At 52.0% G+C, this 15,070-nt stretch carries 15 protein-coding genes and 1 tRNA gene; 7 read left to right on the plus strand and 9 right to left on the minus strand.

What is annotated here, in order from left to right; translation table 11 throughout:
• Nucleotides 1–33 precede the first annotated feature (33 nt).
• The 7 genes from HGO41_RS23245 to aspA all read right to left on the minus strand — a co-directional run bounded on the left by HGO41_RS23245 (nt 34) and on the right by aspA (nt 8,329).
• Entirely contained in the window at nt 34–1,350 is a 1,317-nt protein-coding gene (locus tag HGO41_RS23245) for an MFS transporter (protein ID WP_250981503.1), read from the minus strand.
• Nucleotides 1,343–2,503, minus strand: coding sequence for a mandelate racemase/muconate lactonizing enzyme family protein (locus HGO41_RS23250; RefSeq protein WP_250981504.1), 1,161 nt, complete (start codon nt 2,501–2,503; stop codon nt 1,343–1,345). The genes HGO41_RS23245 and HGO41_RS23250 overlap by 8 nt, the downstream gene beginning before the upstream one ends.
• A 221-nt stretch (nt 2,504–2,724) precedes the next feature.
• Nucleotides 2,725–2,800: transfer RNA gene (locus HGO41_RS23255), tRNA-Phe, on the minus strand.
• A gap of 129 nt (nt 2,801–2,929) precedes the next feature.
• The gene (gene dicD, locus HGO41_RS23260; RefSeq protein WP_014411550.1) at nt 2,930–3,505 is read right to left on the minus strand and encodes a division control transcriptional repressor DicD; all 576 of its coding nucleotides are present in this window, start codon (nt 3,503–3,505) and stop codon (nt 2,930–2,932) included.
• A 43-nt stretch (nt 3,506–3,548) separates the two neighbouring features.
• The gene (locus tag HGO41_RS23265) at nt 3,549–5,285 is read right to left on the minus strand and encodes a protein-disulfide reductase DsbD (protein ID WP_250981505.1); all 1,737 of its coding nucleotides are present in this window, start codon (nt 5,283–5,285) and stop codon (nt 3,549–3,551) included.
• A 170-nt stretch (nt 5,286–5,455) separates the two neighbouring features.
• Entirely contained in the window at nt 5,456–6,757 is a 1,302-nt protein-coding gene (locus tag HGO41_RS23270) for an anaerobic C4-dicarboxylate transporter (protein ID WP_013573736.1), read from the minus strand.
• 135 nt (nt 6,758–6,892) lie between these two features.
• On the minus strand, nt 6,893–8,329 hold the full coding sequence (aspA, locus tag HGO41_RS23275) for an aspartate ammonia-lyase (protein WP_013573737.1): 1,437 nt from the start codon (nt 8,327–8,329) through the stop codon (nt 6,893–6,895).
• A gap of 373 nt (nt 8,330–8,702) precedes the next feature.
• On the opposite strand from aspA, the gene HGO41_RS23280 reads away from it, so the two are divergent.
• The 4 genes from HGO41_RS23280 to HGO41_RS23295 all read left to right on the plus strand — a co-directional run bounded on the left by HGO41_RS23280 (nt 8,703) and on the right by HGO41_RS23295 (nt 12,047).
• The gene (locus tag HGO41_RS23280; RefSeq protein ID WP_013573738.1) at nt 8,703–9,194 is read left to right on the plus strand and encodes an FxsA family protein; all 492 of its coding nucleotides are present in this window, start codon (nt 8,703–8,705) and stop codon (nt 9,192–9,194) included.
• Nucleotides 9,195–9,408: 214 nt separating this feature from the next.
• Nucleotides 9,409–9,702 (plus strand): co-chaperone GroES, encoded by a 294-nt coding sequence (locus tag HGO41_RS23285; RefSeq protein WP_009636718.1) that lies wholly within the window; start codon nt 9,409–9,411, stop codon nt 9,700–9,702.
• Between the two features lie 53 nt (nt 9,703–9,755).
• Complete coding sequence (gene groL / locus HGO41_RS23290; protein ID WP_013573739.1) at nt 9,756–11,402, plus strand: chaperonin GroEL; 1,647 nt, start codon at nt 9,756–9,758, stop codon at nt 11,400–11,402.
• A gap of 300 nt (nt 11,403–11,702) precedes the next feature.
• Nucleotides 11,703–12,047, plus strand: a complete 345-nt coding sequence (locus HGO41_RS23295) for a DUF4156 domain-containing protein (protein ID WP_014333641.1) — start codon at nt 11,703–11,705, stop codon at nt 12,045–12,047.
• Nucleotides 12,048–12,235: 188 nt separating this feature from the next.
• On the opposite strand, the gene epmB is transcribed toward HGO41_RS23295, so the two are convergent.
• Nucleotides 12,236–13,264 carry an EF-P beta-lysylation protein EpmB gene (gene epmB / locus HGO41_RS23300; protein ID WP_112152026.1) on the minus strand — a complete coding sequence of 343 codons (1,029 nt, stop codon included), beginning with the start codon at nt 13,262–13,264 and terminating at the stop codon, nt 12,236–12,238.
• A 38-nt stretch (nt 13,265–13,302) separates the two neighbouring features.
• Here epmB and efp point away from each other — a divergent pair, with 38 nt between their 5' ends.
• The 3 genes from efp to HGO41_RS23315 all read left to right on the plus strand — a co-directional run bounded on the left by efp (nt 13,303) and on the right by HGO41_RS23315 (nt 14,346).
• Nucleotides 13,303–13,869: an elongation factor P gene (gene efp, locus HGO41_RS23305; protein WP_013573742.1), complete on the plus strand. Its 567-nt coding sequence runs from the start codon at nt 13,303–13,305 to the stop codon at nt 13,867–13,869.
• Nucleotides 13,870–14,000: 131 nt separating this feature from the next.
• Complete coding sequence (locus HGO41_RS23310; RefSeq protein ID WP_377442435.1) at nt 14,001–14,093, plus strand: entericidin A/B family lipoprotein; 93 nt, start codon at nt 14,001–14,003, stop codon at nt 14,091–14,093.
• A gap of 118 nt (nt 14,094–14,211) precedes the next feature.
• Nucleotides 14,212–14,346 (plus strand): entericidin A/B family lipoprotein, encoded by a 135-nt coding sequence (locus HGO41_RS23315; RefSeq protein ID WP_013573744.1) that lies wholly within the window; start codon nt 14,212–14,214, stop codon nt 14,344–14,346.
• 89 nt (nt 14,347–14,435) lie between these two features.
• On the opposite strand, the gene blc is transcribed toward HGO41_RS23315, so the two are convergent.
• Nucleotides 14,436–14,960 (minus strand): outer membrane lipoprotein Blc, encoded by a 525-nt coding sequence (blc, locus tag HGO41_RS23320; RefSeq protein WP_013573745.1) that lies wholly within the window; start codon nt 14,958–14,960, stop codon nt 14,436–14,438.
• Nucleotides 14,961–15,070: the final 110 nt, after the last annotated feature.

A 15,070-nucleotide genomic window follows, 5' to 3' on the forward strand; every position in this document is an offset into this window, starting at 1 on the left:
TTGAACAGGGGCCTTACAGGATACACCGGAGGATTAATGACCGGCGGCGATTTCTTCCGCTGGCGCTTTTTTGCCAAACAATTCATTCACTTTGTTCTGGCGTACCAGAATAGCCATTGCAATCACACCGACGACCGCCAGGCCACTTGAGAGGATGAAGGCTGACTGATATCCCCCGCCGTACTGGATTAAAAATCCGGTAATGCTCGGGGATAAAATCCCGGCCAGATTCGCCAGTAAATGCACGAAACCGCCTGCGGTCCCGATACGGTGCGCCGGAACGATATCCTGCAACAATGACCAGCACGCCTGTGGCGTCATATAAGCAAAAATACTGGCGACGGTAATCAGCGCCACGGCGCCTGCGGTGTTGCGGGTATAAGCCGTCATCAGCACACAACCGGCAGCAATAATCAGACCGGCGAAAATCACCGCTTTGCGTGAGAAGAGGAAATTACCGCTACGACGGTAGAGAATATCGGCGACAATCCCGCCGCCAATAAAGCCGGCGGTGGCGCCCAGCCAGGGCAGAATACCGATAATGCTCATGCTCTTAATGTCGAGATGCTGGAAGTCAGTGAGATAGCTTGGCAGCCATGACAGGAAGAAATACTGAATGTAGTTGAAGCAGAAAAAGGCTGCAGCCACCCCCAGCACCGGTTTGGAAAAAACGTAATACCACAAGCTGTGCGCATCATTTTCTCTGGCGCCGTTTGTCACCGGTGTCGCCGGGCGGTCGCTGGCAATCAGACGTTTTTCTTCCTCTGAGACCCGCGGATGCTGCTCTGGCTTATCGCGGAAAAAGGCCATCCATGCCGCCAGCCAGACAAAGCCCAGTGCAGCAATCACCACGAAGGCGATGCGCCAGCCGAAATGCAACCCGACCAGCCCGACAATCGGCGCGGCGATGGCGGCCCCCAGTGGCTGCCCCGCATTGGTGAAGCCGACCGCGCGGCCGACTTCCTTGCGCGGAAACCAGTTGGAAATTGATTTGTTGGTGGTGGTGCCCATCGGGCCTTCGCCGATACCAAACATGACGCGCACGACCAGTAAATGCGCGAAACCGGTGACCAGTGCTGTTGCGCCGCAAAATACGGACCAGAACGCAGCAGCGAAGGCGAAGACTTTTCGCGGGCCAAACTTGTCTGCACTCCACCCGCCAATAAAGCAAAACAGGCAGTAGCCAATAAAGAAGGCACTGAACAAAATCCCCATCTGGGCATCATTGATATGCAGGTCGCCTTTGATCAGTGGCGCCATCACCGATAACGCCGCGCGGTCGAGATAATTGAGCATGCCGGCAAAGAACAGCAGCAGGGCGATTACCACCCGATAATTGGATTTACGCATGTGCGGCCTCCGCGGTCAGAGAAAGGGTTTTCGAGCTGATGAGGTACTTCTGGATGATGGAAAGTGATGGCTCAAAACCTAGCCCCGGCGTATCCGGCAACAGCATATGCGGTTCAAAATTCAGTTGTGAATAAAGCGTTTCCTGCCACTGAATGTAAGGCACTTCCAGACTCACGCTGTCGTCGAGCGTAGCGACCAGTTGGGCGGTGGCCATCAGGCCGGCACCGTAATAAAAACAGTGCGGAACAACGCGGATGTGGTATTGCTTCGCCAGCGCAAACACTTTCAGCATGGCGGTGATCCCGCCGACTTTACTGACGCTGGGCTGTGCGACGTCAATCGCGCCGTGTTCGAAATGCTCCACAAAGCCCTGAACGCCTGCTGCATTCTCGCCTGCGGCAATACGGGTTCCTTGTTTTCGCACTTCCGCCAGACCGGCTAAATCATCCGGTGGCCAGACCGGTTCTTCCAGCCATCCCAGATTCAGAGAACGTAAAGCCTGCGCCTGTTCCGAGGCTTCTGCCACGTTCCACGGACAGTTCACATCAACCATCAGTTCAGCATCGGCAGGTAGTATTTCTCTGGCGGCGGCAATGGCCGGATAAGCCGTTTCATGCAATTTTATGGCGCGGAATCCCGCCTGCCAGGTACTCAGCACTTTTGCTGCCACACGTTCCGGATGATTGCCATAACTGACCAGGCTGGCGTAAACCCCGATTTTCTGACGTTTCGCCCCCAGCAATTGCCAAAGCGGCTGCTTCCACGCTTTCGCCAGCAAATCCCATAGCGCAATATCCACAGCTGAAAGGGCAAACATCACGGGACCGGTGCGCCCGAAAGCATGAAAGTTCACCTCGGCCTGCTGCATCAGTGCAGCAATTTCCTCAGGACTTTCCGGGCAGGTTTGGCCGAGAAAAAATCGCCCGACTAAGCCGTTCATCGCGGTTTCGGTGAGCGGATTACAAAGATGACCGAAACCTTCCCCCCAGCCGTGTAAGCCGCTGTCGGTCGTGATTTTGATCAGTAATGTTTCCATTCTGGTGAGTTCGGGAGATGCCGCGTTATAGGCATCCGCCTGTATCTCTGGTGTTTTATCCCTGTCGCTGCTGAATGGAATCGCAACGCGCAATACCTCAATTTTGGTTATTTTCATGAGACATTCCTGTTTTATAGGGCCTTGAGGAAACTGATCAGGCTAAGGAATCAGTCTAAAACGCAGGGATATGACCGTTAACGGACGTTGGCCTAACTTTTAAGCAGAATTGAACGGGAGTTTTGTGCAAATGAATGAAGGGATGAGAAGTGAATCACGAAAGGGTAAATACGTAAGATTTAAAAAGCAAAAAACCCGCCATAGGCGGGTTTCTTTAAATATGGTGCCCGGACTCGGAATCGAACCAAGGACACAGGGATTTTCAATCCCTTGCTCTACCGACTGAGCTATCCGGGCAACGGGGCGCATTAAACCGTATTGGGCCTGAGCCGTCAACGGGTTTGTTATCTAAAATACATAAAAGCCGTTTGTTTGCTGCCTTTTCATTCAAAAAGGATGAAATCGCCGGGCAGCAATGGGGGGAAGTCAGGAAAGTGCACCATGTTCACGGCAGCGGGCGATGTTCAGCACATCCTCTGCCAGACGGCGTGCGACTTCCACATCGTTCAGTTGGCGTTTAACGAGCAGTTTACTCAGGCAGCCTTCGAGGATCAGTTCCATCTGCTGAGCGACCATTTCCGGGTCATCCGAGCCCATTTCCTGCAAAAGCGACAAGGTGTAGTCGTAGGAGGCCCGTTTCTGCTGTTGAGCCAGCTGATGAATGGGCGCCTCGCTGTCAGGGAAAAACGTGCAAGCTGCGATAAACAGACATCCAGGATAGCGCTGCTGCCGCACCTGCTCATCCAGCACTTTATAGCGCGCCAGCAATTTCTGTGGCGCTGAAAGAGACTCATCCAGCATCAGCTGACGACGCCAGATATCAATCTGTTCGCCGTGATAACGCAGACTGTCATACAGCAGGGCTTCGGCATCCGGCCAGAAACGGCGTAATTCACTGAGCGGGACATCGACCAGTTCGGCGACCGTTTCCAGTGACAATGTTGCAAGGCCACGTTGTTCCAGGAAATTAAGGGTTTTATCGAGAACTTGTTCACGTAGCACGTTTGCCTCCTCACAATTCGCGTACTTCAAAGTGTAGTGTCGTTTAAGGGTGAGTTTTCTGCAAATGCGCGCTGAACTCCGCTGCATCCATAAAACCCGTCACCCGTGACTGTGGCAACTCATGACCATCAGGCCCGAAGAACAAAATTGTCGGCAGGCCCAGAACATTCAGACGTTCTAATAACGCTTTCTGCTCAGGGGAATTCTGGGTGACATCTGCCTGCAGCAATAAGGTATCCGTCAGTTCATTCTGCACGTCTGGCGCTGAGAAGGTATATTTTTCGAACTCTTTACACGCCACGCACCAGTCAGCGTACAAATCCAGCATAACGCGTTTGCCCTGCGCGCCCTGCAGGGCAGCGTTCAGTTCACCGACATTATGGATTTTCTGGAAATTAAGTGCGTGTACCTGTGTTGTCGTGTTAGCGGCTGGCGCAAATGCCCAGTCCTGCAAAGGACGGCTGACGATCAGCGCCGCGGCCAGGAAAAGTAATTGCAGCGTCCGCACCATGCCGCGCTGGCTTTTCAGGCTGAGCAGGAATGCCCAGCCGAAGAACGCCATGCCGAGCAGGCTCCATAAACGCAGCCCCCAGATATCGCCAATCACACGTTCGAGTAAAAATACCGGCAGTGCCAGAATGACAAAGCCAAATCCTTCTTTGACGTATTGCATCCACGGCCCGCTGCGGGGCAGTAATTTGTTGCCGAACATCGTCACAATAATCAGCGGAATGCCCATCCCCAGCGCATACAGATACAGCGTGCCAGCCCCCGCCAGCAGATTCCCGCTCTGGGCGATATACAGCAGGATCGCGCTGAGCGGCGCGGTGGTGCAGGGAGAACAAATCAACCCGGCCAGTGCGCCCATAATAAAGACGCCGGGCAGCGAGCCGCCTTTTTGCTCGTTACTCCATAAAGCCAGCCGGGTCTGGACGGCAGAAGGAAGTTGCAGGCTGAACGTGCCAAACATCGACAGCGCCAGAACAATGAACATCACCGAAAGCACAATCAGTACCCACGGACTTTGCAACGCCGCCTGGAACTGCAAGCCTGCCGCAGCGACCACCATACCAAGCAGTGTGTAAGTCAGCGCCATGCCCTGAACGTAAACCAGCGCCAGCAGGAAAATTCGCTTCATGCTGTGAGGGCGCTGACGCCCGAGAATAATGCCGGAAATCAGCGGATACATCGGCAGTACGCAAGGCGTAAAGGCAATACCGATGCCGATCAGCAAGGCCCACAGCGGAGAAAACGGCAGTGGTGTGGATGGCTTTTCAGGCGTCACGATAACCGGTGCGGATGCTGTATCCGTAGCAGGCGTGCTGACACGCGTCGGTTCCGTGACGGCACTCAGCGGCACGTCACGAGTTTCCGGCGGATAGCAGAATCCTGCGGCGGCACATCCCTGATAGGTCACCCGAACGGTTGCATCCGCGCTGGCCTGACGGAGAGGGATCGTCAGATGCAGGGCATTCTCATAAACTTCGCTGTCACCGAAAAACTCATCATGATGATCACGGCCTTTGGGCATCAGAAACGCCGCGAGCTGAGCATTCTTCGGTTCCAGCTCAATCTTGCTGCGGTATAAATAATAGCCGTCACGGATTTGCCAGTTCAGTTTGAGGTCGTGACCTTGCTGCTGGAAATCAAAACTGAATGCCTGAGCGACGGGGACAAACTGTGGCGTGGCGGGTTTGCCAAATAAAGAGGCATTCGCCTGAAACGGCAAAAGACTCAGGCTGCACAGCAGGAAGAAAATTCGAAGAATGCGGTGATCCATGCGGAGTAAAGTTCTCTTTGTCGCGGCAGATGAACAGCCACTGAGTGAATCGACAGAAGATGCGCACGGCGTCATGCCATAGCGCGTTAATGAATTGTGAGTATACCCTGAGCAATCCCTGAGCAGAAAGCCCCGAGTGCTTAACGGGGGCCGCAGCCCCCGGAAAACTGTCAGAGAATAATACTGCCGAAACCAAATCCAAAAACTACAGACAGGAACACGCCAATCGTGCCGGGAATAAAGAATGGATGGTTGAAGACGAAGCGCCCGATGCGGGTAGTGCCGGTGTCATCCATCTGCACAGCGGCAACCAGCGTCGGATACGTCGGCAGAATGAATAAACCGGAAACAGCGGCAAAAGAACCCACGGCGGTCAGCGGCGATACGCTCAGTGCCAGCGCCATTGGCAGCAGGGCTTTGGTCGTGGCGGCCTGCGAATACAACAGCGCAGAGCTGAAGAAGAAAATCACTGCCAGCAGCCACGGATGCGCCTGGATCAGGCCACCCGCGGTTTCTTTGATCCAGCCGAGATTGGCCTGCACAAAAGTGTCACCCAGCCAGGCCACGCCGAGGATACAAATACAGGCGCTCATGCCGGATTTGAACGTGCTGGAGGTCAGAATGGCGTCGGTATCAATGCTGCACAGCAAGGTGATTAACGTGGCGACACTGAGCATGATAATCAGGATGGCGCTGTTGGTGGTCATCACCGGTTGTGCGACCCAACCCAGGCTCGGGCTGTTAATAACCGCATAAGCGACCACCGTCAGTACGCCGAGCAGGAACAGCAACACCGAGAGTTTGGCGCCGCGTTTGATTTCCAGCACTTTATCGCCACGCAGTTGGATCAAACCTTCTTCATACCGTTTGAGATAAACCGGGTCATTGGAAAGCTTTGCGTCAAAGCACCAGCTGACAATCAGCGACATCAGGATCACTGCGGCCAGTGTGGACGGGATCATCACCATCAGCAGATGAAGATAACTGACGCCGTGGTCTTCCATGGTGGATGCCATGTACACCACTGCGGCAGAAATCGGTGAGGCGGTAATGGCTATCTGCGCGGCAACCACGGCGGTGGAAAGCGGGCGGCAGGGTTTAATCCCTTGCTCTTTAGCGACTTCAGAAATAACCGGTAATGCCGACAGTGAAATGTTGCCGGTGCCCGCCATAATCGTCAGGAAATAGGTGACGATGGGCGCGAGGAGGGTGATGTGTTTGGGATTACGGCGCAGCAGCTTTTCAGTTTGTTGCACCAGATAATCCATCCCGCCTGCTACCTGCATGGTCGAAATCGCGGCGATCACCGCCATGATGATAGAGATTACGTCAAAAGGGATGGTTCCCGGTTTAACGCCTATCAGGGCGAGCACCAGAACGCCAAGCCCGCCCGCGAAACCAATGCCGATGCCGCCTAAGCGCGCGCCGAGGAAAATCGCCGCCAGTACAATAATAAATTCGATAATTAACATGGTTGTCCGTCCATATTCCCAGCACTCCTTAAGGAATTGATAATTAATTGTTGTGTAATTGTTGTGTTGTACAAAGTAAAAAGGCCCGCTGTTCTGCAGAACAACGAGCCTTTAAAAGGTCAGTATTTGAGTCTGTTACTGTTCATTTTCATCGGTATAGCGTTTTGCTTTGTAAGCCGGATGTTTCAGGTTTTCGATGGAGAAAATGTCGTCCAGCTCCGCCTCAGTCAGCAGGCCGCGCTCGAGCACCACTTCCCTGACACTCTTACCGGTTTCAGCACAAATCTTGCCGACGATATCGCCATTGTGGTGGCCGATGAACGGGTTAAGGTAGGTGACGATGCCGATAGAGTTGAAAACGTAGAACTCACATACTTCTTTGTTCGCTGTAATGCCGTTGATGCATTTTTCGAGCAGATTGTAGCAGGCGTTAGTCAGGATATGCACTGACTCAAACATCGCCTGACCAATTACCGGTTCCATGACGTTCAGTTGAAGCTGGCCCGCTTCTGCCGCCATCGTCACGCAGACGTCGTTACCGATGACTTTGAAGCACACCTGGTTCACGACTTCCGGGATAACCGGGTTCACTTTGGCTGGCATGATAGAAGAACCCGCCTGTAATTCCGGCAGGTTGATTTCATTCAGGCCAGCGCGAGGGCCGGAAGAGAGCAGACGCAGGTCGTTACAGATTTTAGAAAGCTTCACGGCCAGACGTTTCAGCGAGCTGTGAACCATCACGTATGCGCCACAGTCGGACGTTGCTTCAATCAGATCTTCAGCGGGTACACAGGCCAGATTGCTGACTTCTGCCAGTTTTTCTACCGCCAGTTGCTGATAACCTTCCGGCGTATTCAGGCGGGTACCGATTGCTGTCGCCCCGAGGTTCACTTCCAGCAGTAATTCGCCGGTACGCAACAGATTGCGGGTTTCCTCTTTGAGCAACACGTTGAACGCGTGGAATTCCTGACCGAGCGTCATCGGAACGGCGTCCTGCAACTGTGTACGGCCCATCTTGATGATGTTTTCGAATTCCTTCGCTTTACGCTCAAAACCGTCGCCCAGCTGGGAAATAGCATCAACCAGTTTCAGCAAGGACGCGTACACGGCGATACGAAAACCAGTAGGGTAGGCATCATTGGTGGACTGGCATTTGTTCAGATGATCATTTGGATTGAGGAACTGGTAATCGCCTTTCTGGTGTCCCATCAGTTCCAGACCGATGTTCGCCAGCACTTCATTCGTGTTCATATTTACCGAGGTTCCCGCACCGCCCTGATAGACGTCGATAGGGAACTGGTCCATGCATTTGCCTTTATCAAGCACTTCGTCGCACGCCTGAATAATGATATCCGCAATGTGACGTGGAATGGTGCGCAGCTCTTTGTTAGCAAGAGCTGCCGCCTTTTTCACCATCACCATGCCGCGAACAAACTCAGGAACATCACTGATCTTGGTGTTGCTGATATAGAAGTTTTCAATCGCCCGCAGGGTGTGAATGCCGTAATAAGCTTCTGCCGGTACTTCGCGCGTGCCCAGCAGGTCTTCCTCGATACGAATGGTGTTTGACATGAGAACCTTCTCTTCGGTACTGAATGCGTTATGCGATGTTTAAAATTATGTTACTGGCCGTAGTAAATTTAAAACGATCAACCGTTGTTTGAGCAACGGAGGCGATCATATGCTGCTTCAGACGAATTGCACGTACTAAGATCACTATCCTGCCCTATTATCGTGCATGTTTTTAGTATCTGTGAGAATTCTCACAATTCATTTACCTGCTCAATTAAATCAGGTCTGGTGGTTGAAATCATGATGAGTGATCACCATCTCAGTGTAGTCAGCCTGCATTTCTTTGATAGCGAAGATCTCAAGCAGGCACTTATTCAGGGTTTGGAATGCCGCTGCGACAGCGCTTCCGGAGCCAAATTACAAGGAGAATGCGGTGCGCTGGTTACCGTTATTACTGTTATTCCTGCTGGCTTACATTGAAATCACCTTATTTATCAAGGTGGCTGCGGTGGTTGGCGTGGCAACAACGTTATTGCTGGTTGTTTTCACCTCTTGCGTAGGTGTCTCTCTGGTGAAGAATCAGGGCATGAAGACGTTTATGCAGTTGCAGCAAAAACTGGCGGTTGGGGAAAGCCCGGCAGCCGAGATGGTTAAAAGTGTTTCGCTGGTGATCGCCGGATTCCTGCTGCTGGTACCGGGCTTCTTTACTGATTTCCTCGGTTTGCTGCTTTTGCTGCCACCCATCCAGAAACGACTGACGCTAAAACTGATGCCGCATTTGAACATTGTGCGTTCCGGCGGTAACTGGGGGAGCAGCGCGCCAACGGGGAATACCTTTGATGGCGAGTTCCAGCGGACGGATGAAACGCAGGAACGTCTGGTTACACCTAAAAAAGATGACGACACAGAGCACCGCGATCGCTAATCTCTGTGGCCTCAATTGTTAAAAGATTGTTGGGAAGCACTGCGAAGGTCGATTTTCGTCAACAGAGCAGCGAAAGAAAAAGAGAAAATTTTTCTGTTCTTCCCCTTGAAGGGCTGCGTATCGCCCCCATTAAACAAACCACGAGGCCGGGCAGGACTTTGCCAGGCATTCAACCCTAAAAATAGATATGGACCCGCTCACAGGAGAGTTATCAATGAAAATTCGTCCATTGCATGACCGCGTTATCGTCAAGCGTAAAGAAGTAGAATCTAAATCCGCTGGCGGCATCGTTCTGACTGGCTCCGCTGCCGGTAAATCTACCCGTGGCGAAATCCTGGCTGTCGGCCATGGTCGCATTCTGGAAAATGGTGAAGTTAAAGCGCTGGACGTGAAAGTTGGCGACATCGTCATTTTCAACGACGGTTACGGCGTGAAAGCTGAGAAGATCGACAATGAAGAAGTGTTGATCATGTCTGAGAGTGACATTCTGGCAATCGTAGAAGCCTGATTGTCCCCCGATCCACTTTTTTCTGAACAGAACGAATTTAAGGGAAATTAACAATGGCAGCTAAAGAAGTAAAATTCGGTAACGACGCCCGTGTGAAAATGCTGCGTGGCGTAAACATCCTTGCTGATGCAGTAAAAGTGACCCTGGGCCCTAAAGGCCGTAACGTGGTTTTGGACAAATCTTTCGGCGCACCAACCATCACTAAAGACGGCGTGTCCGTTGCACGTGAAATCGAACTGGAAGACAAGTTCGAAAACATGGGCGCACAGATGGTGAAAGAAGTCGCGTCCAAAGCGAACGATGCAGCGGGTGACGGTACCACTACCGCAACCGTTCTGGCTCAAGCCATCATCACTGAAGGCCTGAAAGCTGTTGCCGCGGGCATGAACCCGATGGATCTGAAACGTGGTATCGACAAAGCTGTCGTTGCTGCGGTTGAAGAACTGAAAAAATTATCTGTCCCTTGCTCTGACTCTAAAGCCATTGCACAGGTTGGTACCATCTCTGCTAACTCCGATGAAACTGTCGGTAAACTGATCGCTGAAGCGATGGAAAAAGTGGGCAAAGAAGGCGTCATCACTGTTGAAGAAGGCACTGGCCTGCAAGATGAGCTGGACGTTGTTGAAGGTATGCAGTTCGACCGTGGTTATCTGTCTCCTTACTTCATCAACAAACCAGAAACCGGTTCAATCGAACTGGAAAGCCCGTTCATCCTGCTGGCTGACAAGAAAATTTCTAACATCCGCGAAATGCTGCCAGTACTGGAAGCCGTTGCGAAAGCCGGTAAACCACTGCTGATCATTGCTGAAGACGTTGAAGGCGAAGCCCTGGCGACTCTGGTTGTGAATACCATGCGTGGCATCGTGAAAGTGGCTGCGGTTAAAGCACCAGGCTTCGGCGACCGTCGTAAAGCTATGCTGCAGGACATCGCAACCCTGACTGGCGGTACCGTTATCTCTGAAGAGATCGGTCTGGAACTGGAAAAAGCCACTCTGGAAGATATGGGTCAGGCTAAACGTGTTGTTATCAACAAAGACACCACCATCATCATCGATGGCGTTGGCGAAGAAGCAACCATCCAGGGCCGTGTTTCTCAGATCCGTCAGCAGATTGAAGAAGCGACTTCTGATTATGACCGTGAAAAACTGCAAGAGCGTGTGGCTAAACTGGCAGGCGGCGTAGCCGTTCTGAAAGTGGGCGCAGCGACTGAAGTTGAAATGAAAGAGAAGAAAGCTCGCGTTGAAGATGCCCTGCACGCAACCCGTGCTGCGGTAGAAGAAGGCGTGGTTGCTGGTGGTGGCGTGGCGCTGGTTCGCGTTGCTCACACTCTGGCTAACCTGACCGGCGACAACGACGACCAGAACGTGGGTATCCGCGTTGCTCTGCGCGCAATGGAATCTCCACTGCGTCAGATCGTTGTGAACGCTGGCGAAGAAGCCTCTGTTATCGCAAACAAAGTGAAAGCGGGCGAAGGCAGCTTCGGCTACAACGCTTACACCGAAGAATACGGCGACATGATCGCAATGGGTATCCTTGATCCAACTAAAGTCACCCGTTCTGCTCTGCAGTACGCGTCTTCTGTAGCTGGCCTGATGATCACCACTGAGTGCATGATCACCGACCTGCCTAAAGACGATAAAGTCGATATGGGCGGCGCTGGCGGTATGGGTGGAATGGGCGGCATGGGCGGCATGATGTAATCATCATCCCCCTGCGTTCATCCGCAGGTACGTAAAATCAGCGGGCTTTTTTGCTCACTGAGGCAACGTACTGAAGAAACCCGGTCTGTAAAGGCCGGGTTTTTTTATTTGACCCTTTTTTATCAGGTTCAGTAAGATAACTCTCATTGTCTCCGGCCTTTAACGTGTAGACTTGTTTCTGCGTGGATTTCGGATTTTTACCGATAGCACAAACTTGGGTATGCGTGGCAACGGATGCCTAAGAGAGCCAGGTGTTTTCTGATAGGCTTTATGTGATTACAAAAACAAATGGGGAAAGTGATGCGGATTAAAATGTTACTGGGCCTGTCAGCTATCGCGCTGCTTGCCGGGTGCAGTACCACTCATCAACTGGATGCAGCGGGCCAGCAGGTGAAATTCACGGACGACAAACCAGGCGCAAATTGTCAGTTGCTTGGCGAAGTCACCGGTGCCCAAAGCAACTGGTTCTCCGGTACCGGCGGTGACGGCAGCTCCATGCGTGGCGCAGCCAATGACCTGCGTAACAAAGCGGCAGCGATGGGCGGCAACACCATTTATGGTGCCAACAGCCCGTCCCAGAACTTCCTGTCCAGCTTTGCACCGGTTGACAGCAAAATGGTCGGTCAGGTTTATAAGTGCCCATAGTCGCGTGAAGGCTATAAATACTAAAGGGATGCCAATGGCATCCCTTTTTGCGTTCCCTTTTCATACGTCAAGCCGCAGGTGCGTTGGCTACGTTCAGTCACCCGAATCACTTACCTGAGTAAGCTCATCGGGACTCCATCACTTGCCGCCTTCCTGCAACTTGAATTATTTGGGGTTGGAAGAACGTGTTAAGACTGCTTCAGCCGCAGATCCAGAATGGTTTTGCTCGGCTCGCCGCCAATTTCACGGGTCAGTTTCGGTACCATATAACCTGACACTTTACTCATCAGCCCTTTCATAATGACGCGCGCTTCGTCGTCGTTCACCATGAAATGCGCCGCACCCTGTACTTTATCCAGCACGTGGATGTAGTAAGGCAAAATACCCGCGTCAAACAGCGCGTTGCTCAGTGTCGCCAGCACATCAGCAGAATCATTAACGCCCCGCAGCAGCACGCTCTGATTGAGCAACGTCACACCATGGCGTTTCAGCTTCGCCATGCTGGCGCGCAATGCATTATCAATCTCATTGGCGTGATTGATATGCGTCACCATCAGCACCTGAAGACGTGATTTTTCAAGGCGCTGGCAGAAGGCATCCGTGATACGTGCAGGGATAACCACCGGCAAACGGGTATGAATACGCAGCCGCTTAATGTGCGGGATCCCTTCGAGTTCACCGATCAACCAGTCGAGTTCATGATCCTTGGCCATCAGCGGATCACCACCGGAGAAAATAATTTCATCGAGTTCCGGGCGAGTGCGGATATAATCCAGCGCCTGAACCCAGTTAGCCTTATTTCCCTGGTTGTCCTGATACGGGAAATGACGACGGAAACAGTAGCGGCAATTTACCGCACATCCGCCTTTCACCAGTAACAGGGCGCGATTGCTATACTTGTGCAACAGACCCGGAACAACGCTGCGTTGTTCATCAAGCGGGTCAGTGGTAAAGCCCGGCGCGGCAATAAATTCCTCGCGTGCGGTCAATACCTGAAGCAATAAAGGATCCTGTGGATCGCCCGGCTGCATACGTGCCACAAAGGCGCGGGGCACGCGAAGCGGGAACAAACGACGGGCTTCACGCCCACTTTGCAGTTCTGCATTGTCGTTAAGTGCCAGAAGAGTAAGCAGTTCATCCGGGTCAGTGATAACATCGCCGAGTTGATACAACCAATCTTCTCTAAATGGCGTGTTTAGGGTTACAATGTTTGCCATTTTTTTGGCTAATACCAGTTTAAAATTAGAGGGCCATCATGGCGACTTATTCTAGCAACGATTTCCGTCCGGGTCTTAAAATCATGTTCGAGGGCGAGCCTTACGCTATCGAATCCAGTGAATTCGTAAAACCAGGCAAAGGCCAGGCTTTCGCACGCGTTAAAATGCGTCGTCTGCTGACCGGTTCCCGTGTAGAAAAAACCTTCAAATCTACTGACTCATGCGAAGGCGCTGATGTTGTAGATACCAACATGAACTACCTCTACAACGACGGTGAGTTCTACCACTTCATGCACCCTGAGACTTTCGAACAGCATCAGGTTGAAGAGAAAACTGTTTCTGACGCCTCTAAATGGCTGCAGGACAACGCAGAATGTATCGTGACGCTGTGGGATGGCCGTCCTATCGCTGTTCAGCCACCAAACTTCATCGAAGCTGAAGTTGTGGACACTGATCCTGGCCTGAAAGGTGATACCGCAGGTACCGGCGGTAAGCCAGCGACCCTGAGCACCGGCGCTGTGGTTAAAGTGCCATTATTCGTGCAGATCGGCGAAATCGTCCGTTGTGACACCCGCTCTGGCGAATACGTTTCCCGCGTTAAATAAGTTCTCAATACTTATTACGCCGGATGAAAGCTGCCACAGGTGAATGCCTGTCGCAGCTTTCCAGCCCCAACTTGTTGAATGGGATTATGTTTACCATGTTGAAGAAGATGATGTTTATCGTGGTTTCAGTGATGCTGCTGGCTTCGTTATCCGGCTGCAACACGGTTCATGGTTTCGGTGAAGACATCCAGCATCTGGGTGGCGCAATTTCCAAAGCAGGCTGATCCCTTCAGCCTCGTTTTACCAAATGTCTTAAAATCCTGCCTGTTCCCTTCTATATCCAGAAAATTAGCTACACTAAAAGTGTCGTACTTTACATTCTCTTATAGGAAGGAGATTTATATGCTGAAGAAAAGTATCCTCGCTATCTTGTCTGTTCTTATCTTGTCTTCTGCCTTAACAGCCTGCAACACCACGCGTGGCGTAGGTGAAGATGTGTCTGCCGGTGGGGAAGCCATTCAGAAAAGCGCGCAATAGCGAGCGAATAACGTTAAGTAAACTGATGTCTGCCTGCACGTTGATGCAGGCAGTGTTGTTTTTATGGCGCGAGTTTTATGGTGTAAGCATCAAGGCTGTTTCACCCACACCAGTTTGCTGGTATCAAATCCGTACTGCTGCGCCGTTTGCAGAAGTTGCTGCTTCACGCTGTCATCCAGCGTTGGCGTACGGGACAGGATCCACAGATAGCTTTTATCCGGTCCGCAGACCAGCGCGTAACGATAATCTTTATCCAGTTCTATGACGTTATAACCGCCATAGAACGGACCGAAGAATGACACTTTCAGCGCCGCGCGCGCAGGTGATCCGGTGAAGTAACCTTTGCCCTCACTTTCCTGCCATTTATTCTTCTGCGGATTAAACCCGCGATTAATCACTTTTACGCCGCCATCATCGCGCAGGCTGTAATTGGCGGTGACGCGTTCCAGTCCGCTTTCAAAACTATGGTCCAGTCTGGCGACTTCATACCAGGTACCGAGATAGCGGGTGAGTTCGAAATTATTGACGACTTTGACGTCAGCAGGCGGCGTTACGCTGCACGCGACTGACATAAGTGCTGTGATGATAACGCTGAGTTTTGACCAGATACGCATGGAGTTTCCTTCCTTAGTATGTTCTCTAAGTGTAGGTAACAAAAAAGAAAAAGGGAAAACCTGCGGATAAAGAATGAAAACAGCGGCCAGAGAGATGGCCGCTGGAAAGT

This window comes from Rahnella sp. CG8 (genome assembly GCF_023701875.1).
Lineage (GTDB): Bacteria > Pseudomonadota > Gammaproteobacteria > Enterobacterales > Enterobacteriaceae > Rahnella > Rahnella aceris.